This window comes from Actinokineospora sp. NPDC004072, from assembly GCF_053604195.1.
On record NZ_JBSGHB010000005.1, the window covers coordinates 312,796 to 332,284 of the forward strand.

Consider the following 19,489-nt stretch of genomic DNA (forward strand, 5'->3'; position numbering starts at 1 on the left):
CATGACCCGCACCTTAGCCACCGGTACCGACAGCGTCCGCGCCGGAAGCGTCGGCCGGGTCGAAGTGAAGTAAGGTCACCGACGCGAACACCGAACACTTGTAAATCCGCCACATAATCTGGCGCTCAACCCTCGATCCGGCCTGTTCGGGCCCGGCAAGTCACTGATCACCCGACTGCGCCGTGACCAGGTGCCCGAGCCCATCACCCTCGCCGTCAACCGCATGAAGACGATGCCGTGGGCCATCTACCGCGTCCGCCGGCTCTACTACGCGCCGGCCAACGCTGCCCGATCCGTGGACAGCGTCCTGCTCGGCGGACACCGCACCGTCCACACCGCGCTGACCGAAGTCAGCCGGCTCGTCGACATCCCGCTGACGAAGAACGAGGAGATCGCCGGGGCACCGGCCCGCGATGGCGATCGCGATACCCACCGCCGGCTGTGGCTCCGCAGGCGCTCCGACGGGATCTACCCGACCCAGGAGGAGTTCTACACGGTCGCTCCCGCCCAGGCGCAGGACAAGGAGCTCGACAGCTTCGCCGACGCCTGGACCGACCACACCGACGAGGCACTGGCCCGGTTGGAACGCCGCGTCGACACGGCCGTCGCCGTCGTGCAGCAAGCCCTCGTCGAGGGCCAGTGCCGCAGCAACGCGGCCTGAACCCCTCACCGAAATTTCTGTTCTCTTTGAAGGGATATCGCCATGTCTCGGTTCGACCTGCACCCTGCGCACATCGACGGACTCGTCAACGCTGGCCTGCAATTCGGCCTGATCGGCGTCTTCGACGATCTCACCCCGGTCGGCCAGATGCTGCTCCAGCAGCACCAACCTCACCGCGACACCGAGCAGGAGGACGGTGAGCCGCCGGACTACACCGCGACGGTGACCGACCGCGCGCTGCATCCGATCGCGGTGCTGTGCCTGCTGGAGTGCTACGAGTACCAGACCAGCGGCACGATCGGCTGGCGCACCAGCGAGGCGCACGCCTGGACTCAGCGCCTGCGCGAGACGGTGCTGAGCCGGCTACCCGCCGAGGCCAAAGCCACTGTGCGCCATGGCGCCGACAAAGTCCCGGCCTACCGGCTTCTCGCGGCGTACACCGAAACACCCTGGGGCATCACGGAACTCGACCAGATCCCCGAACTCGGGGACAGCGTCATCGAGGTCCCGGTCATCCGCAAGGGACTGCGCGCGGAAATCCTGACCGGCCCGATCCACTGCCCGAACAACGGTCTGTCCTCCCGCGTCCGCTACGTGACCATCCTCGGCGTCGGGGAGGACCGGAGCCTGCCCGCCTTCGCCCGGATCTCCGAACCCTCGGACGACGCGCCGGGCGTCTACCTGCTGTTCCAGTACGGCCGCTTCGTTGCGCGCCCGGCCGATGCCCCGCCCGGCAAGTGGTTCATGGCCTCCGGTGCTCACATCCACACCGGCGATTCCCGCTGGCGCGAGCTGATCGGTCACCGCCTGCCGATCCCACTGCACGACCGCACCGAGCCCTAACCAGACCAGCGCCGGTCAAGGCTCGGAACCTCCCCGACTCATCAATCCCAACACATCCAGGAGTGTGACCATGCCTTCACGCGATGAACTGCACGCCAGGCTGTTCCTGCTGCGCGCAGCCGAACCACCAGCACCCGCCATCCACCAGTATGTCGCCGTCCACGGGCCGGTCGACGCCGTCGCGCGCATCCGGCACGGCACCGCCCCCGCCGCCGTCCTCAGCGAGATCACCCGGCCCGAGGCCGAGATCGATAACGACCTACGGGCCCTCGACGGCGACACGGCGCGTCTGCTCACACCCGAAGACGACGACTGGCCATTCGGCCGGCTGACCAGCCTGGCGGCCAGCCACGGCGTACCGCTCGCGCTCTGGGTGCGCGGCAGCGGCTCGTTGGCCGAGCTCACCAGGCCAGCAGTCACGGTCACGGGCTCACGTGCGTCCTCGGTGTACGGAAACACGGTCGCCGCGGACCTAGGCTACGAGTTCGCCCGCGCCGGAGTGACCGTCGTCAGCGGCGGCGGCCTCGGCGTGGACGAGGAGGCGCACCGCAGCGCGCTGGCTGCTGACGGTCGGACGATCGTTGTGCTCGCCAACGGTGTCGACCTGACCCGTCCGCACCAGCACGCTCGGCTCTACCAGACCGTGATCGAGCAGGGCGGATTGCTGGTCAGCGAGTACCCGATCGGCACACCACCGGCCCGCATCCGGTTCCACGCACGGTGCCGCCTGCTGGCGGCTCTCGCCGCGGCAACCGTCATCGTCGAGGCAGGACAGCGCAGCGGTGCCCTCGCCGTCGCCCGTGCCGCTGGAGAACTCGGCCGCCGGGTCTACGGCGTGCCGGGCTCGATCCACTCCGTGACGTCGAAGGGCGTGAACGAGTTGCTGCGCACCGGCGCGGCCACGGCGGCCAGCTCGGCCGAGCACATCAACTACCAGGAGGGAGTGCGATGACCGGCCCGGACGCCTTCCGGGCCGCCCTGGCCGCCCTCGACCTGCCGCCCGAGTGGCAGGTCGAGGTGGCCATCCGTCCACGACGGCGCAAGACCGGCCTCCAGGTCAATCCGGGAGGAGGTGTCGCCGTGCTGATCCCACCGACGGCCGCCCCGGAGCAGGTTGCGCGGTTTGTCGGCAGCCATCGTCGATGGATCACCGAGAAGGTCGAGAGCGCCACGCGGTTGGCCCCGAATCACGCGGTCAAGCAGTTCGTCGACGGCGAGGAGTTCGACCTGCTCGGCCGGCGCTACCGACTCCAGCTCGTCGACGCCGCGCCCGCGGGCACCGCACAGCTACCTCTGATCACGTCCGACGGCATCCTGTCCGTGCGGAGACAGCGGACAGAGCTGGTCCGCCGGGCAGTGATCGGGCTGTACCAGCAGGTCGGGCTCGCCTGGTTGCGCCGCGAGGGACGCCAGTACGAACTGGACGGCCACATCACCGGCCTGAGCTACGCAGTTCGCGACCTCGGCCGGCGCCGATGGGGCATCTACGAGGGACCGTCGAAGCACACGACGACGCTGCACTGGGCCGTGTTCGGCCTGCCGCTCCGGTTGATCGAGTATGTGCTCGTCCACGAACAGGCCCACGCCACCCAGCCCAACGGAGCAGCTCATGGCCGCGCCCTGGAAACGGCAGATGTACCTGTGGATGCCCGACTGGCAGCACCGCAAGGCCGAGCTTGCGGAGGTCGGCAGGCACGCCTGGCTCGGGGACCACCAGGAGCGCGCCGGCTGCTAGCCGATCGCTCCCTACCTTCCAGCCCAGGCTCAAACCTCGGCGAGGGCGACGTCAGCCTCACCCGACGTCGCCCTCGCTATGTCCTCACAAACGGAATGATAGACATGTGTGATAGACATACCCAGACCACGCCGTGTCGTCGCGTACGACACAACGACGCCACGCGAGAGAGGCTCCCTGATGAGCGACCCCGAGGAAGTCCTTCAGCTTCGGGCCAGCCGGGCCGAGGTCGAGGGGATCAAGAAGGAACTGGAAGCCGCCCGCACTCAGCAGGCCGAGCTTGAAGAGAAGATCAACGGGCTGCTCGCAAAGCAGCGAGAGGCCCGCAAGAAGCGCCGCAAGGCTGTGCTCGCCGCGGATGCTGCCGGGGTGCCCCGTTTGCGGATTTCCAAGGAAGTCGGCATGCAGCGCAGCAACGTGTACAAACTGCTCGAAGGCGACGACAGCGACGAATCCTAAGTGCCGCAGCGAAGGCTGGTGGCCCCAGCGCGGTCATTCGTCAGTGGGGAAGCCGAATCTACGCACCTGGTCAGCTTCCTCGTGTCGTCCCAGGGCCACCAGAGCATCGATCAAACGCAGGAATGACCATTCCGTTCCTGCGCGCGACTCGGCACGCAAACCGTCGACATCACGCAATGCCAGCAGGATTCTGGTGAGCTCGGCAGCTGCTTGATGGTCACCGGCGTCAGCCTCCGCACGAAGTTTGTTGAGCTCGGCGTAGCGCTCGGCGAAGCCAACCAAAGTCTGCGCATGCTCCTCAGTGCCGAGCATTCCGGCTGCAGTGGCTTGGTGTTGTAAGAGGTCGATGCCTTCGGCGACGTAGTCGCTGCGCCCTAGCAGTTCCGCGAGATCGCGCAGTACATCGGTGCCGTGAGAACGAAGGAAGACGGCAGCGTTGGCTGTGTGTTCCTTGTCCTGAAGGACGTCAGCCAACTTCGTCGCCGCCCTGTCCTCTCCCGCCTGGGCTCTGGCGTACAACTCGTCGAATCTGCCGAGGGAGGCCAGCAAACCAGGTAGATCGCTGAGTGGGGAATCTGCGTGTTCCCTGACGATGTCGACCAGAAGGTCGACTTGATCGAACCTGCCCTGCTCGGCATAGAGCTCGACTTGCACCTCCAGAGACGGCCAGAACTCCCAGTCGTCCGAGTCGAGGGCCTCGTCGGCACGGCCGTGTTCAGCCAGCAACTGTGCATGCCTGTCGATGACCCAGCCGTCACTCAGAGGTGATCGTATGACGTCACGCAGGAAGCTGAGTGCCCCTTCGAGATCTCCCTGGCTGACAAGCGTTTGAATGAGGTGCTCCGCGGCGATGCTGTCCTCTTCGGCGCATTCACGGAGTTCGTCGAGCCGACCCATTTTGGCCAGCAGCCGGGCGCGCAGGGTATCGGAGAGTCGGTCGGGATCCTCGTCGCTGTCGAAGTAGCCGACCGGTAGAAGGAGCTCAATAGCTTCTACGTCACGGCCTTGTTCGGCATACAGCTCCGCGAGGACCCACGCCGCGTAGCGGCCTTCCTCCTCAGCATCGACCCAGGGACTGAGGACCTTGATGGCGTCATCAGTCCGGCCGTGTGCGCTGAGCACGTGCGCTAGCGCCTGCGCGGCATCGTAGCCGCCGAGTGCACGCAAGAGCGTGGCTGCCTCGTCCACCCGGCCCTGCCGGTCCAACATCTTGGTCAGCCGGTGGGCCGCAGTCGCAAACCACGGACGACCATCGACTATCCGTCGGTAGACCGGTTCGGCATAGCGGTAAAGCCCGCGCTCGTAGGCGCTGTCCGCCAGGCGATACATGTCGTCGAAGTCGGTGACGTAGCCGACGAGGCTTTGCCACGCCGTCGTGGGGATCGGGGAGGTTCGACGAACCCGTCGCGCGTGCTGGAATAGGAAGTCGGACGCCCGGTATCCAGCCGTCTGGCCCATGGTGTCTCCGGGCACGGGGCTGAGGGCAGCCGCCGCGCCATGGAGGTGTGTCGTGGCGTAGGTGAGCGCGCGTTGCAGCCAATCGGCTGGGGCCGTGGCACGTTGGGCCGGGGTCAGGTAGCCCGGTACGGCCGCGGCCACGACGTCTTCGGTGAGTGGAGAGGTCACTCCGACACGTCGGGCGTCTATCGCCGCGGTGAGCACCGCGCGGCCGTATGGATCAGGAGCCTGTTCCCAACGCCTGACCATCTCCGGGCCGGCGGCCAACACCTGGGTGACGCCGCCGTCGCGGCTATCCAGCGCAGCCTGGATGCGCAGATCCAACTCTGCCGCGGATCGGGCGTTCTGGTTCTCCACCGCGGTGAAGGCGTCGGCGACGTCGATCACGCGTGCCATGTCGAGCAGTTCCCGATCGCGAGCATGCGGATCTTCCATGCCATCGGAACGCAGCGCGGTCCTAGCCGCGTATTCGTCGGGCCAGAGCGTGCCGACCACGACCACCCCAGCGCGGACGAGGGTCCGGACGCAGGCTGCTGTCAAGCCGTTCTCGCCACCGAGGTAGCGCTGCAACTCGTCCAGCCACAGCACGGTACGAGCGGTCGGCGCGGCAGCAGTGCCTGCGATCTCCTGAGCGTCCGCCGGCTGGACTAGCCACCAGTCAGGTATTACGGCGAGCACAGCCTCGTACAGGGTCCGCGTTTTGCCTACCGACGAGCCCCCGATCAACAACAGGAAGCAGCCGCTGGCAGTGCCGGCGAGCAGATTGGCTCGGAGAGCGTCGTCGATTTCGCGGGGGATGTAGGTCGGCAGGTCACCGGTAGTTCCGCCGACTTGTATCGCCGCGTGCACGCCGATATGCCGTGGCCGAGCATCCTGTACTCGCACTGCACGATCTGGCCTCGCCAGGTCAGCGGCACGGGCGCGTTCCCACGCGGCGCGCCACTGGACCTGGTCCACGAGAGGTATTTGACAGATCGTCAAGAAGGTTCGGAGCTTGCCCTCGGTCGGCAGCCGTCGACCCGTCACGATTTCGCCGACGGTGGACTTGCCTAGGTGTTCATACCGAGGCTCACCCGGTCGAGGACGCAGCTTTCTCGCAGCCTGCTCCATGGCCTCGTACGACAGCCTACGCCTGCGGCGCAGTCCTTCGAGGCAACCGGCGAGCTCGGCGGCTGTGTTGACACGTACCGGATCGTCGACAACCAGCGTCTCCCGCTCTGCCATCCTGCCCCCGATCCTCCCGCCGCCCTCCGACGCCTGCTAAAGCCTCCGACGACCAGAGTAGAAGCTGGCGTCTTCGCACGAGCAGCCGCAGGTCATCGGCAGGGCGACGAACGGACGTTCCTCCGAGTTCCCTCCGTCGGCATGGTCGGACGACCGCCCCGGCTGCTGGACTCGTCCCGAGTTGAAGCCGAGCCCGACAGGGGCTCACTCGACATCTGGGAGAACGTGATGACGCAGTGGTTCGATCTTGTTCAAGCGGCTGGCAACCTGCTCGCGCTCGTCACGGCGCTAACCAACCTCATGACCACAGTTCGCAACCGCCGGGTAGTCGCTTCTGAACGTCCCATGGAAGAAGACCAGCACTAACAATGTCCACTTTAGACACGAGAATCGCCCGTGGGACGGCTCGCCGCAAGGTAGTCGTCTCCGTTCCATCGGTAGTTGCTGACCTGGACCGGCTGGCCGAAGGTCGGGGCGTGCACCATTTTTCCCGCGCCGATGTACAGGCCGACGTGGTGGACGTTGCCGGGTGTTCCGTAGAAAACCAGGTCACCCGGAAGCAGCGGTTGGCCGGCAGGCACCAGTGGCCCCGCGTTGTACTGCGTCTGCGCAGTGCGAGGCAGGTTGATTCCGGCTGCGTTGTAGGCGGCTTTGGTGAGGCCGGAGCAGTCGAAGCCGGCGTGTCCGCCGGCTGGTCCGTTGCCGCCCCAGACGTACGGGAGGCCGAGTTGGCCGCAGGCGAAGTTGATCGCCATGATCGCGGCCGGGTTGGGTGCCTGGATCTTGTTGCAGTCGCCGGTTCCGACGGTGGCGGTGCCGTAGCGTTTTGCTTGTGCCAGAACGCCGTTGACGTACTCCTCGGAGTGGTTGTAGGCGAACAGTGCCTTGCGGATGTCCTTCTGTGCCCCGGAATCGCACAGATAGAACGCGGCGGCGTAGATGGCGTCGTGCGGGTTGTAGCGTGACGGCGGATTCGAGCCACCGGGCGGGATCGTGTGCCGCGCGACCACGCCGTCGAATGTGGGCTTGAGGAACTGCATGGGACCGCCGGCCCCCATGTAGTTCTCGCCTTCCTTGATGCCCTCGCCGGAACCGCGGCCGTGCTTGGATTCGGCGTCGCCGATCGCGGCGAGGATTGTCCAGTCCAGCCCTGGGCACACGGAGGCTGCGGCTCGGTAGAGCGACAAGTAGTCGTTGGGGATCTCGGCGATCGCGGCCTGGCTCGGCTCGCTGCCACCGGTGCCGAACAGCGCACTGACGATGGCTTTGCCGACACCCCCGATGAGAATGGGGATAGCGATGATGGCCGCGACAGCTGCAACGGCGATCTTCATGGGTCACCTCCGAAAGCGGCTGGTGGGGAGGGGTGGAGGGAGCGGGTCCGGCGCGGCCAGTTCCGCGGGCGCCTGCTGCGCCTGGGCCGATGTCGAGGACGGCACCGCGGAGGGCGGCTCGACGTGGGGCCAGAGCCGCGCGAGCTCGACAAGGCGCAGCCGGCCGGGCCGTCGCGACGCCGGGCCGGAGATCGGCAACCACCGCGCGGCGGCGGGGTTGTCCTCGCCGGCCACGCCCGCGACATCTGCGGCGCTGGTGGCTACGGGCACGAGCGCGGGGCGGTCCAACTGGGACAGGGCGTCGGCGAGCGCCCTGCGCGCGGTGGTTTCGCGGCGGTTGGTGGGCAGCCACACCAGGACGGGGGTGGTGATTCCCGTTGCGGTGGCGAGTTTTTCGTAGCCGTGCAGCTTGCGGCCGAGCTTGCCGAGGTCCTCGGTGCCGAAGTCGAATTCGAGGAAGAACTCGATCTGGTGGCCGTCTTCGCGCCAGCGGCCGTAGGCGTCGGGGCGGACCATGTCGCCGAAGAGCCGGCCGCAGCGCAGCTCGGACCACCACGCCGTCAGCCGTCCGCGGGCGCCGGGCCGTCGGCTGAGTGCGACGAGGGTGGTGAAGAAGCCGTTGACGCCCACGGTGTGCGCGAGGAGCAGGGAGTGGGCGATGCCGATGGCGTCCTCGTGGCGGTAGCCGAGTTGCTTGGGGTCGAGGCCGTCCTCGTAGGCCAGGGCGACCGCTCCGGCGATGTCGAGCACGTAGTGCATCGGTGCGGTGCCGGCGCTGACGAACGGCTGGAAGCGGTCGACGACGCGCCACTTGAACAGGTCGAGCAGGCGGTGGTTGGCCGCACGCATGGTCGGGTAGCAGAGTTCGACGATCTGCTGGGTGGTGAAGACCTTGTGCTCGTGCAGCATCCGGGCCAGCCAGCGGTCCCGGAGGGTGAGCCGTCCGGCGAGCTGGGCGTGGTGTTCCCCGGTGGTGGCCGACCGTGGCGTGGGGCGTTGGGGCATGTGCCCGCGCAATGCCCTCTGAGGCGTGGGATTCGAAATCATGGGTAGGCACCTCCCAGGCGTTGGCCGGAATGGGGGAAGGCGAAGGCAACGCACGCGGGATCACCGGGAGCGGACCGTGCGCGATGGGTGAGCCCGCATGCGTTGCGGGAGAACGAGAACTGACGGGTCAGGCCGCGCGGCGTGGGTCCACAGTGGGCTGCCCGGATCCGCCCGCGGCGAGGTCGGCGTCGGTGACGGGCGGGCGGGTGTTGACTCTGGCTGCTTTGCGGATTGCCTTGGCACGTCCGGGAATCGGGGGCGGGAGCTTCTCGGTGACCGCAGTGAATGGCGGTGCTTCCTCGCCGCCCAGGACGAGCCGGGCGGCGACGTGGTAGACGCCGAGATTGGACAGGTCGTGATCAGAAAGGCGCGGCATGGTGTGCCGGGCCAGCCGCTTCGCGTCCTCGGGCGAGGCGTTGAAGAAGATCTTGCTGCGGGCGTTGGTGCTGATGCCCTCTTCGAGCTCCTTCGGTAGCTGTCCGAGGTACTGGTGCGCCAACGCCATGGAGAGCCGGTAGCCGCGGGCCTCGGCGAGCATGTCCTCCAACGGGTAGGCCAAGTTCAAGAAGTTGTGGCACTCGTCCACGTACAGCCCGCAATCGCGGCGTTGACGCTGCGGGACACGGGCCCGGCGGGTGGCGGCTTGCCAGGTGCGGGCCACGACGATGGAGCCGACCAGTCGCGCGGTTTCCATGCCGAGCGCGTCGCGGGCGATGCGCACCAGGCAGATGCCGCCGGTGTTGAGCACCTCGTCCATGTCCACAGTGGACGTGCCGCCTGCGATGGCGGCGCGGACAAACGGGCGCAGCAGGAAGCCGCGGATCTTGTTCATCAGCGGTGCGATCACTTGTGCGCGGCTGGCTTCGGACAGGTCGTCGTACCAGGACCAGAAGCCCTTGAGGACCTCGTCGTCGATCTGGTCGCAGGCCCGAGCTCGGTACGCCGGCACGGTCAACAGCTTGGGCAGGTCGACCAGGGTCGGGGTGCCGGGCATCGCGGTCAGGGTGAGCAGCCCGGCGCGCAGGATGTCGTCGGTGCGCGGCCCCCACGAGGAGGCGTAGATCCGGGAGAAGATGCTGACGAGGTTGTCGACCGCGCGGGCCTTGTCCGCTCCCTCCAGCGGGTTGAGCACCGGCGGACGGGCTCGGGAGTCGGCGTCGAACAGCACGACCTTCTCGCCGAGCTCCTCGGGCAGGCGCATCAGGATGTCGCTGACCAGGTCGCCTTTCGGGTCGACCACGACGACACCTCGACCGGCCTCGGCGTCGGCCAGGATCATCCGGGCCATCAGCTCGGACTTGCCGCTACCGGTGGCGCCGAGGATGTGCAGGTGGTGGCGGGCGTCGGCGACATGCAGGCCGACCGGGCGGGAGTGCCCGGAGTCCGACAGCCCCAGGGGCTTGATCTGCTCGCCGACCGTGGCGATGCCCGGCGGGGGCGGCACGGCCTTCGCGCCGGCCCGCTGCAGGCCGGGGGTGGACTCGTCGATTGGCAGGTGCGCGATCGCGGCCAGCTCCGGGATCGAGAGCAGGTCGCCCTTGCCCAGGCGGCGTTCGGCCAACACGGCGACCGGGTCGCGGCGCAGCCGGACCCGGCGGTAGTAGTTGTGCTCGGAGTAGGCGGCGAACGCCGAGGCGATCGCGTGCCCACGGCCCCGCAGCACCTCCCGCACCGCCTGGACCTCGCCCGACGTGGCGTCCTCGGGGACGGTGGTGGCCACGGCGTAGCGGATGCGGGTCTCGAACTGGTTCGCCCGCAGCTTCTCGACCACAGCACGGTCCTGGGCGGCGTACTCCAGGCTGGTCTGCCGATCCAGTCCCGGCGTCCGCGTGCTGGTCGACGGCTTGGGCGTCTTGCCCGGCGTGATGGCGTCGAGCAGCCGGCCGACCAGGTGGACCGAGCCGCCCGCGTGCACCCGCCGGGCCGCGCGCCGTGCCTTGGTCACCCGGTGGCCGGCGACGGGGCGGGCGAGGATCTGCACGCAGGCCCGTTCGTGCGGGCCGAGCCCGACCGGCGCGCCGAGCATCGCGCGAATCGGGTCGGCCGGGTGCTCGGTGCGGATCGGCAGCGCCTCCGAGCGCGCCAGCCGCAGCTCGCCGCCGACCGCTTCGACCCGCCGGCCTGCTGCTGCGGTGGTCGGGATCGGGGGCTTGGCGGGGGTGGTGCGGGTGTGCGCGCCGGGCCAGGCGGCCTCGATCGCGCGCTCGACCATGCCGGGCGGCACCAGGCCGGGCACCCACAGCCGGATCTGCACGCCGTCGTCGGTGAAGGTCAGCTCGAAGCTCAGGTGCGGCTGCCCGCCGAAGCGGCGCAGCCAGCCCGGCCGCAGCAAGCCGACGAGATTGGACCACACGGTGATCGCCCCGGACGGGTCGACCGTCGGTGGCGCGAGCACGGTGACCAGGCGGGCATCGGTGGCCAGGCGCTGGTGGTAGCGGCGGCGCCACCGGCGGCGCGCGACGACCGCGGCGGTGACAGCGACCGCGAGCACCGGCCCGACGATCGGGCCCCACGTGAGGGCGAGGTCGCGCAGGTGCGCCAGCACGTTCTGGAACGCGCCGAGCGGGTCACGCAGGTAGTCGCCGACCGGTGAGGCAAGCACGTCCGCGGCCTGCTCGACCCGCGGAGGGACGAGGGTCGACAGGGGTGTGGCGGTGATTGGCCAGGACATTGGGGACCTCCCCACGGAAGCGGTCGACGGGACGGGTGTGAGCAGCGGTCAGGCCGCCCGTGACTGGTCAGCCGGCTCGCCCGTGGGCTGCTGGCTGCGGTCAGGGCGGGTGTTGTCGACCACGAGCCGCAGATGCCGGCGGTCCCGGCGGGCAGCGCGTTCGACGTCGACCTCGGCTTGCCACTCGGAGAACCGGCGCCCGGCCAGCCGCTTGAGGTAGGCGGGAATGCGGTTGGCCGGCACACCGACCAGCCGCGGGCCCAGGACCGCGAGCAGGTCGCTGGCTTCCTGCGAGGCCCAGCCCGCCTCGGCGATCGCGGACTCGTCGGGAAACACATCAGCGACCCGATCGGCGGCGGGATTCAGCGCGGCGTCCTGTGTCCCGCCGTAGGAATAGACCCACAGAAAATTTGGCGGCGGGTCAGGCTCGACGAGCGCCCGGAACCGAGACACCTCTTTTGTATAGGCATAGAAATTCGTGTCCGGGCGAGCCCGGCAGATGTCCAGCCAAGCCTGAAGATATGAGTCGGAAAAGAAATCGCCGGAGTCGTGAATTCTGATCCAAGCGCCGCGGAACTTCGCCGCGCCGAGTTCGGCGACCATCGCTTGCCGCCAGCCGGTCGGGTCGTCGAGGACGTACATCAGATTTGACTGGTGCTTGGCGCGGACGACCGGCCAGGTGTAGGCGCCGTGCCGGGCGTAGCACGCCTGTGCACAGATTCCGGCGCTCGGGCACGTGTTGTAGGTGCGGCCGTCGGGCAGTCGTCCGGCCCAGGCGGGCAGCGACCAGTTCCACACGCCGATCTGGCGCATTTCGCTGTTTTGCGTCAGGAGCCGAGCGGGTCGGTGGACAGTGGCGGAAATGGGCAGTGACGTAGACATGGGTATCCCCTGGGTGCGATTCGGCGTGAACGGATTAGTGCTTGCGATTGGGGTGGTCAGGCGGCGTCGAGTTCGATCTGCGACGCCTCGCCGTCGTCGAACGAGTCCGCGATTCCTGCGGCGTCGTCGTCTCCGCCGAGTTCGACGAAGGAGGACTCGATTCCCGACGCGGTGTCGGAATATCCGGCGATTTCTGCGGGGTTGGACGTGACCAATTCGTGCTCGACCGGTGAGGCGATGGACTGGAATGCCACCCGCTGCGTTCCGGTCGACAAGAGTCCCTGACCACGGTCGGCGGAGAGCAGGAACTGGCGCTCACCCATCGAGAGGTCGAAGGTGCGGGTGATCTCGTCGATCGCCTGCGAGGCTTGCCGCAGCAGGATCTGCGTCGCCGCGTTCGCGACAACCGCCTTGCCCAGGTCCGAACCCAGAACGTCCGCGGTGTCCTGCGTGGCGACTGTGAGGCCCGCCCACTGCTTGCGGCTCGCCTTGGCCATCCGGAACAAGAACTCGGCACCGGCGGGCTCCTTCATCAGCAGCCATGCCTCGTCCACGACGACCAACCGCGGCTTGCGAATGGCCGGGTTGGAGACCTGCCGCCAGACCGCGTCGAGCGTCAGCAGCGTGCCGATCGGCTTGAGCTCGTCGGCGAGATCCCGCAGCGAGAACACCACCAGGTGTCCCTCCGGGCGGGTCGAGGTCGGGCCGGAGAACAGCCCGGAGAACGCGCCGGTGACGTACGGGTGCAGCCGGGCCGCGAGTTCGACCCCGGCGGGATCACCGGCGTCGGCGAGGACCTCAGCGAGGTCGGCCAGCAGTGGTGCCGGGCGGGTCCAGGTCCGCGGGTCGGAGGTGATCCCGACGCGTTGGTAGGTGGCGGTGATCGCCCGGTCCAGCGCTGCGCGTTCGGTCGCTTCGAGCTCGCTGCCCAGCAGCACCGAGATCACGGTGTGCAGGAACAGCGACCGGCGAATCAGCGCGTCGCGCGGCGCGGTGCGGCGCCCGTCCGGACGGGTGTGGATTGGCAAGTCCATCGGGTTGAGCCGGACCTGCTCGGCGCCGAGGTGGACATACGTCCCGCCGACCGCAGCGGCGAGCCGGGCGTACTCGTCCTCGGGGTCGATGACGTGGATCTCGATCCCGCGGTACAGCGACCGCAGCAACTCCAGCTTCACCAGGTAGCTCTTGCCCGCGCCGGAGCGGCCCAGGATCACGCTGTTGTGGTTGTCCAGAGAGAACCGGTCATGGTGCACGAGGCCCTGGCTGCCGACGTTGAAGCCGTAGAGCACGCCGCTCGGTGCGCCGACCGAGGTCGGGTCCGGCGGCGGCAGGTCCGGCGAGGTGAACGGGAACGCCGCGGACAGCGCGCTGGTGTCGAACGTCCTCCTCATGCCCACGAGATCGAGGCCCAGGGGCAGGCTGGTGATCCAGCCCTGCAGGCTGCGGTAGGTGGTGGGTTTGCAGTCCAGTAGCAGCGACGCTGCCAGCGATCGGATCGCGGCGACTTCGTCGCTGAGGGCTTCCTCGGTGGGGGCGTGCACGGTCAGGTACAGCCCGAGCCGGTAGAGCTTGCCCTCGCCGCGGGCGACCCGTGCGGACAGGTCGTAGGCGTCCTCAGTGGCTGCTTCGACGTGCGGGTCGACCAGCCGGCCTTTCTCGCTCGTGTGCCGCCTGCCGGACTCCAATTTCGACAGCTGTTTCTTGAGGCGGTTGGCCGCGGTGACCGGGTCGATCGGCTCGATGTGCAGCGAGACGTCGACGCGTCCGGGGTAGGTCAGCAGCGGCTGCAACCAGCCGGGGTGGACCTCGCGCGGGTAGCCGACGACGGCGAAGCTCGCGACCCATTCGCCACCGACTTCCAGCGCGCGGGGGCGCACGGAGATGGCGTCCGGGGTGAACGCGCTGGCCCGCCCGAGCGGCGGCTGCACGGCCTGGGCCTTCCGGCCGCGGCGCTTGTCCTTGGTCTTCATCAGCGGTACCTCCCCGCGGAATTGGCGTAGTCGTCGGGGTCCTCGGCGTCGTCGTCCCAGGCGTCCTCGGCCTCGCCGAACTCGTCGTCGGTGGGGAACGCGGCGCGGCCGAACGCGCCCGCGTCCCAGCCCTCGTCCGGGGCGGTGGTAATGACCTCGTCCGAGCCGGCGAGACCGGAGTTCGGCGGGATCACGCTGTCGGGGTTGCAGGCCGCGGCGAGCACCGCGGTGGCCTGTCCGGCGTCCAGCGGGGTGACCACGATTCCCGAAGGGGACAGCAGCTCGACCGCCTCGCCGAGCCGGCGGACCAGCCGGGCTTCGGCCGCGCGGCGGGTGGCGTCGTCAACCAAGGCGGCTTGCTTGGCGGCCCGGCGTTTCGCCGTCAACGCCGCCAGCGGCGAGGCGCCACCGAGCCCATCGGTCGGACCCGTGGTCAGCAGCGGTTCGCGCAGGATCAACAACACCTGACGGCGCAGCAGGTCGGTGGCGCGGCCAAGCTGGTCGAGGTACTCGGCGTGCTCGCGCGCCGCCCGTTCCAGCGCCGGGTGCGGCAGGCCGCCGGCCTGTTCACGGAGCTCGGCGATCTGCCCGGACAGGTCCAGCCGTTCCGCCCGCACCAGCACCTGCACCGGTGCCGTCAAGCTGTGCAGGTAGCGTCCGAAGGAGGCGACGAGGGACTCCTGCTCGGCCGGGGTGCGCAGCCCGAAGTTGATCGTGGAGCAGACCGCGACCACGGCGACGCCGTCTTTACCGAGGTCGATGACACCGGTGTCGGTGACCGCTTCGGCGGGCAGCCGCAGCGCGGCCGGCGAGACCGTCGATGCCGCGGCATCCGTGCCGCCCGCGCTGTCCTTCCCCTTGGCACGGCCCTTGCTGCTGGTGTTCGCGACCTGGCTGCCCAGCCACTCGGGGACGGGGCGGATGCCTTCCGGTGCGGCTACTCGGTGCTGTGGGCTCATCCGCTGCCGCAAAGCCGCCAGCACCAACCGGTCCATGGTGACGCCGTCGCGCTGACCCAGCGCGAGGAACGCGGCGGTCACCCCGATCGGGATGGCGACGATGAGGAACGCCACCAGCGGCACGAACTCGCGGGTGATCGTGTACGCCCCGTACAGCACGATCCCGGTGACGGCGAGGATGAGCAGCTGCCGTGCGGTCAGCGGGCCGATGACGCGGTCCTCGCGATCGACGTCGGCGGGAATCCTTACCGGCTGACTCATTTCCCTTCACCTCCTGGGGCCGGTTTCGGTGCGCGGAACACCGGTGGCGGAACGGACTGGGTGCGCCGGTAGGCGTCTCCGATGCGCGGCTCGGGTTGGGCTTGCCGGAACACCGGCGCGGTAGGAGCGGACGCCGGCCTGGGTGGCGAGGACGGCCGCGGCGCGGGTGGCGTGGCGGGCCGGAACTGCAACTGCGGGGGCACCGCCGCAGTCCGGATTGGGCGGGCCGGGGGTGGGGTGGCGCCGCGTCGACGCGGCCCTCCGGCGGCTTGGAACTGCGGCGCAGATCCGGGCCGAGGTCCCCGCCTCGGCGGGGAGATCGGCGTGGCGGGCGTGGGTGCGGAACTGAACTCAGGAGGCATGGCTGGTCCCTGGTTCGCCGGGGTGACGGCGGGGTCGTGGGTGGTGTCTTGGGGCGAGGGCTGCAGGAACTGCGGTGCCTGCGAGGGCAGCCGGGACCGGCGGGCCGCGCGGGCGCGCTCGGCGTCATGGGCCGCTTTGAGCCGCTTGTTGACCATCTCCGGGGTGGGTGCGAGGCGCGGCTGGGCGGGCCACGGCGGGTCTGCCGATCCGCCACCGCGGCCACCTCCGCCGCCCCCGCCTCCGCCGCCGCCGCTCTTCGCGCCGACGGCGCCGCCGACCTTGCCGAGCGCGCCGGTCTTCCCGGCGACCATGCCGAAGGTCTTCGCCGCGATGTAGGCGCGGGCCAAGCCGCCGAGGAACGAGCGGCCCGAGCTGACCTTGACCGCCTTCAAGAGCCAGAACGGGATCTTGAACAGGATGAAAAAGAGCGCGATCGCGGCGACCAGCGTGCCGAGCGCGGACAGCGTCGAGCCGAACAGATTCACGCCGCCGGACAGGAACGTGCGGACCGCGGTGATCAGCACCAGCGCCTGAGCGACCTGGATCGACAGCGTCGCGGTGAGCGCCTTCCACCACCAGCGGGCCAGCGGGTCGGTGTGCGGCAGCGCGTGGAACATCAGGAACAAGGGGCCCGAGATGATCAGGACGAGGGTGATGACGATCCGGACCACGTAGACGACCAGTAGGCCCAGGCCGACCACGACGAGCACGAGGCCGACCAGGATGATGAACAGTCCGCCGGTCTGGATGCCGGCGACGGCGTCCTTGAGGGTGTTGCCCAGCGAGGGCGCGTTGACCCCGTCGCCGAGGATGCCCAGGGTCAGGCCGTTGGCCAGTCGGATGAGCTTGTCGGTGAAGAACAGCGACAGCGCCGAGGCCATGAACGCGAGCGGGATCCTGGGCCCGATCTCCTTGATTGAGTAGCGCGCCTGGACGCTCTCGTGGCCCATGACGACGATGCCGCCGAGGAGGATGAGCAGGCCGTAGGCGGCGACCACGAGCTCCCACGAGTTGTTCCACAACTCGCCGATGCCGGGCAGGTCGCTGATCGTCGGCGTGGACAGTGCGGTGTGCCCGATCAGCTCCAGGATTGGCGAGAGTGCGGCGTCGACGATGCTGCGGAACGCGCCGTTGATGGCCTCGGTGATGCAGGCCCCGATGTCGGTGATCCCACAGTCCGAGTCGCCCTCGCCGCTGCCCGTGCCCGGCTGCTGCGGGCCAGTGCTCGGTGGTGGCGTGGTCGGCTGCGGGATGCAGTCCTCACCCGTGCACGGCTGGCTCGGCGTCGTGGTCGGCGTGGACGAGGTGCAGCCGACCTGGCCGGGGAAGCTGCATGTCGTCGGCGCGGGCACCCCGGTCGGGAGTGGCAGCGGCGCGGTGGGCAGCGGCTTGGTGGTGGTCGGTGCGGGCAGTTGGCAGACCGGCAGCGGCGAACCCGGCGTGCAGGGATCCACCGTCGGGATCGGGAGCGGTGGTTGCGGCGGGGGCTGCTGCGGAGCAGTGGGCGAGGCCCACGCGCTGACCGCGAGGACGCCGACCAGGAGCACGACGATGCTCAGCGCCAGCATCCAGCCCGCGCGCCAGCGCCGCGGCCGACCGGCCGGCGGCCGGTCGGCCGCGGCGCTGGCGTCGGAGACCGGGGAGAGCATCGCTCGGTCCCCGTCGATTCGTCCGGCGGCAGCGGTCGCGACCGGGCCGCCGGACCGGCGGTACGGGCGAACCGTGGGCGGGGTGCTGACGGCCATCGGTCAGGCCCCCACGATCCCTTTGAGGATCTCCACGACCAGGGGCGCGAGCGCCGCAAGGCCGTAGCCCCACCCGGCGGACTTGAACGCGGTCTTGGCCTTCTCGACCTCGCCGGGGTCGCCGCCGCCCATCACGTAGCGGACGCCGCCGATGGACAGGAACACCGTGGCCAGACCGGCCAAGATGCCCATGATCCAGTTGCGGACGTTGTTCAGGACAGTGGTCACCGAGTCCGCGAGGGCGACGACCATCGTGTCGGCGTGCGCCGCCGACGCCGACGCCAACAGCGCGAGGATCGCCAGCTCGACGATCAGCACCACGTGCGACCAGCGGCGGGGGCGGACCGGGGTCCAGTCCTCCGGCGTAATGATCGGAGCACTGGTCGGCTCGCTGCCGGTGACCTCGTCCGGCGTGCTCGACGCTGGGGCCTCGGCTGGCGGCTGCGGATTGCCGTCGAGGCGGGCGCTGCGCGGTCCGCTCGCGGCGGGGAAGAATCGATCGATCAGGCGCATTGGGGCACCTCCGAAGGTCGGGCTGAGCGCGGGTGTGTCCCGCAGCCCTGAACTCCGGATTTCGCGTCCGTTTTGGACACGCGACCCTGAACTTTCTGCCCCGATTCCGCGTCAGCAACGGACACGGAAAGTGACGACCGCGGCAAGTCGCGGACCGGCGAGACCGGGCGCGCGAGGGCCACCGCGGTGGCTACCTGGTCGGTCAGCGGGTCGGTCGGATCGGTCTCGGCGGCACCGTCGCGCAGGTACGCGGCGAGCCGGAGCTCGGCGCGTTTGCGCGTCTTGTAGACCGCCCACTCGCCGGTCTGGTGCGCCGCGGCCCAGTCCGCGACGGGCACCTCTTCCAACCGGGTCGCCCCGATGAGTGCGGCCTCGGTCTGGGTCAGGACTCCGTCCGCGACCGCGCGAGCGAGGACCAGATCCGGGTGTCCCCACGGCGTGTGCGGCGGGGTGGATCGGAAGCCCGGCGCGACTGGAGTCGGACCCGCCAGCGCCTCGGCGAGCGCGTCGTAGCCGGACCGGTAGGCGGCCCACCGCAGTCGCAGCATGATCCGCGGCGGACGCAGATCGATGGTCGACAACGCGGTCAGGAAGCCGCGCAACACCTCGGCGTGAACATCGGCCGGATCGCCGGCGAACCGATCGGACAGGGTGGCCGCGACCGAGGTCAGCGCGGGCAGTGCGACCCCGACCGCGGCGACCGTCCAGGTCGCTCCTTCAGTACGGGAGCGCAGCACCAGATGCGCCCACACCGCGTCCCGCGTCGCCTGCGGGCACCGGCGCGCCAGCAGCCGGTCGCGGACCTCGTCCAGCGGGATGTACCGGTCGGGCAGGCCGGGGAAGAGCCGGCCGTTCAGCGACACCGGATGCGGCCCGGTCACCAGCCAGGTAAACGTGTCCCGCGCGATATCCAATGAGTTCGGGACAGCCTCGTCGCCACGGCGACGAAAAACGGATTGTGCTGCCATGTCGTGACTCCCACGGCGTCGATGCGAACAACAACGACGTCAGGAAGCCACGACCGATACCACGGAAATACCACGCCATTACTAGGCGCCAACTAGCGAACCGCATCGAGGCTACTAGCGAACTACTATTTCGCCCCGCGAAAGCGTCGAGTCAAGATCAAAAAGAGGGCTTAGCGGCCTACGAGTGTTGATCGAGACTAGTAGCTGCTGACCTGCGGCTCTAGTCGTTCGCTAGTACAGCGCTAGTAGCCACGGCCGGCTCCGATGCGGGCCGACGGCAAGATCCACGCCGCAGCGCCGAAAAAATCTTGAAAAATCTGGCCGCGACTGGTCCAGGAAGCGACTTGCGGCGGCGTGAGGTGACCGGACAAGCGGTTCCTCAGTCACGGCTTTGAC

The 19,489-nt window shown here is 69.1% G+C and carries 16 protein-coding genes and 1 pseudogene; 7 read left to right on the top strand and 10 right to left on the bottom strand.

Annotated elements, in window-relative coordinates; all coding sequences use genetic code 11:
- Nucleotides 1-190 precede the first annotated feature (190 nt).
- The 6 genes and pseudogenes from ACWEPX_RS10470 (at nucleotide 191) to ACWEPX_RS10495 (ending at nucleotide 3,698) form a co-directional block, all read left to right on the top strand.
- Entirely contained in the window at nucleotides 191-661 is a 471-nt protein-coding gene (locus ACWEPX_RS10470; protein WP_451896834.1) for a hypothetical protein, read from the top strand.
- A gap of 42 nt (nucleotides 662-703) precedes the next feature.
- Nucleotides 704-1,504 (top strand): hypothetical protein, encoded by an 801-nt coding sequence (locus ACWEPX_RS10475; RefSeq protein ID WP_451896835.1) that lies wholly within the window; start codon nucleotides 704-706, stop codon nucleotides 1,502-1,504.
- Between the two features lie 70 nt (nucleotides 1,505-1,574).
- Nucleotides 1,575-2,456: a DNA-processing protein DprA gene (gene dprA, locus ACWEPX_RS10480; protein ID WP_451896836.1), complete on the top strand. Its 882-nt coding sequence runs from the start codon at nucleotides 1,575-1,577 to the stop codon at nucleotides 2,454-2,456.
- Nucleotides 2,453-3,091: pseudogene (locus ACWEPX_RS10485) on the top strand (M48 family metallopeptidase); the annotation flags it as partial. The gene dprA and the pseudogene ACWEPX_RS10485, both read left to right, overlap by 4 nt.
- 22 nt (nucleotides 3,092-3,113) lie before the next feature.
- Nucleotides 3,114-3,239, top strand: a complete 126-nt coding sequence (locus tag ACWEPX_RS10490; RefSeq protein WP_451896892.1) for a hypothetical protein — start codon at nucleotides 3,114-3,116, stop codon at nucleotides 3,237-3,239.
- Nucleotides 3,240-3,419: 180 nt separating this feature from the next.
- Nucleotides 3,420-3,698 (top strand): hypothetical protein, encoded by a 279-nt coding sequence (locus ACWEPX_RS10495; RefSeq protein ID WP_030472504.1) that lies wholly within the window; start codon nucleotides 3,420-3,422, stop codon nucleotides 3,696-3,698.
- Nucleotides 3,699-3,731: 33 nt separating this feature from the next.
- Here the strand turns inward: ACWEPX_RS10495 and ACWEPX_RS10500 are convergent, their stop codons facing one another.
- Complete coding sequence (locus ACWEPX_RS10500) at nucleotides 3,732-6,380, bottom strand: tetratricopeptide repeat protein (protein ID WP_451896837.1); 2,649 nt, start codon at nucleotides 6,378-6,380, stop codon at nucleotides 3,732-3,734.
- Between the two features lie 228 nt (nucleotides 6,381-6,608).
- Here ACWEPX_RS10500 and ACWEPX_RS10505 point away from each other — a divergent pair, with 228 nt between their 5' ends.
- Nucleotides 6,609-6,746: a hypothetical protein gene (locus tag ACWEPX_RS10505; protein ID WP_451896838.1), complete on the top strand. Its 138-nt coding sequence runs from the start codon at nucleotides 6,609-6,611 to the stop codon at nucleotides 6,744-6,746.
- 11 nt (nucleotides 6,747-6,757) lie between these two features.
- Here the strand turns inward: ACWEPX_RS10505 and ACWEPX_RS10510 are convergent, their stop codons facing one another.
- From ACWEPX_RS10510 to ACWEPX_RS10550, 9 genes are all read right to left on the bottom strand, one after another.
- Nucleotides 6,758-7,714 (bottom strand): C40 family peptidase, encoded by a 957-nt coding sequence (locus ACWEPX_RS10510; protein ID WP_451896839.1) that lies wholly within the window; start codon nucleotides 7,712-7,714, stop codon nucleotides 6,758-6,760.
- Between the two features lie 3 nt (nucleotides 7,715-7,717).
- Nucleotides 7,718-8,761 carry a replication-relaxation family protein gene (locus ACWEPX_RS10515; RefSeq protein WP_451896840.1) on the bottom strand — a complete coding sequence of 348 codons (1,044 nt, stop codon included), beginning with the start codon at nucleotides 8,759-8,761 and terminating at the stop codon, nucleotides 7,718-7,720.
- Nucleotides 8,762-8,888: 127 nt separating this feature from the next.
- Nucleotides 8,889-11,432 carry a type IV secretory system conjugative DNA transfer family protein gene (locus ACWEPX_RS10520; RefSeq protein ID WP_451896841.1) on the bottom strand — a complete coding sequence of 848 codons (2,544 nt, stop codon included), beginning with the start codon at nucleotides 11,430-11,432 and terminating at the stop codon, nucleotides 8,889-8,891.
- 48 nt (nucleotides 11,433-11,480) lie between these two features.
- Nucleotides 11,481-12,314 carry a GP88 family protein gene (locus ACWEPX_RS10525; RefSeq protein ID WP_451896842.1) on the bottom strand — a complete coding sequence of 278 codons (834 nt, stop codon included), beginning with the start codon at nucleotides 12,312-12,314 and terminating at the stop codon, nucleotides 11,481-11,483.
- A gap of 56 nt (nucleotides 12,315-12,370) precedes the next feature.
- Nucleotides 12,371-14,284, bottom strand: a complete 1,914-nt coding sequence (locus tag ACWEPX_RS10530; RefSeq protein WP_451896843.1) for a VirB4 family type IV secretion system protein — start codon at nucleotides 14,282-14,284, stop codon at nucleotides 12,371-12,373.
- Nucleotides 14,284-15,504, bottom strand: a complete 1,221-nt coding sequence (locus ACWEPX_RS10535) for a PrgI family protein (RefSeq protein ID WP_451896844.1) — start codon at nucleotides 15,502-15,504, stop codon at nucleotides 14,284-14,286. Before ACWEPX_RS10535 ends, ACWEPX_RS10530 begins: the two co-directional genes overlap by 1 nt.
- Entirely contained in the window at nucleotides 15,501-17,516 is a 2,016-nt protein-coding gene (locus tag ACWEPX_RS10540; RefSeq protein WP_451896845.1) for a hypothetical protein, read from the bottom strand. The genes ACWEPX_RS10535 and ACWEPX_RS10540 overlap by 4 nt, the downstream gene beginning before the upstream one ends.
- A 99-nt stretch (nucleotides 17,517-17,615) precedes the next feature.
- Nucleotides 17,616-17,933 (bottom strand): pilin, encoded by a 318-nt coding sequence (locus ACWEPX_RS10545; protein WP_110341604.1) that lies wholly within the window; start codon nucleotides 17,931-17,933, stop codon nucleotides 17,616-17,618.
- Between the two features lie 182 nt (nucleotides 17,934-18,115).
- A complete protein-coding gene (locus tag ACWEPX_RS10550; protein ID WP_451896846.1) occupies nucleotides 18,116-19,093 on the bottom strand; it encodes a hypothetical protein in 978 nt (325 codons plus the stop codon).
- Nucleotides 19,094-19,489 lie beyond the last annotated feature (396 nt).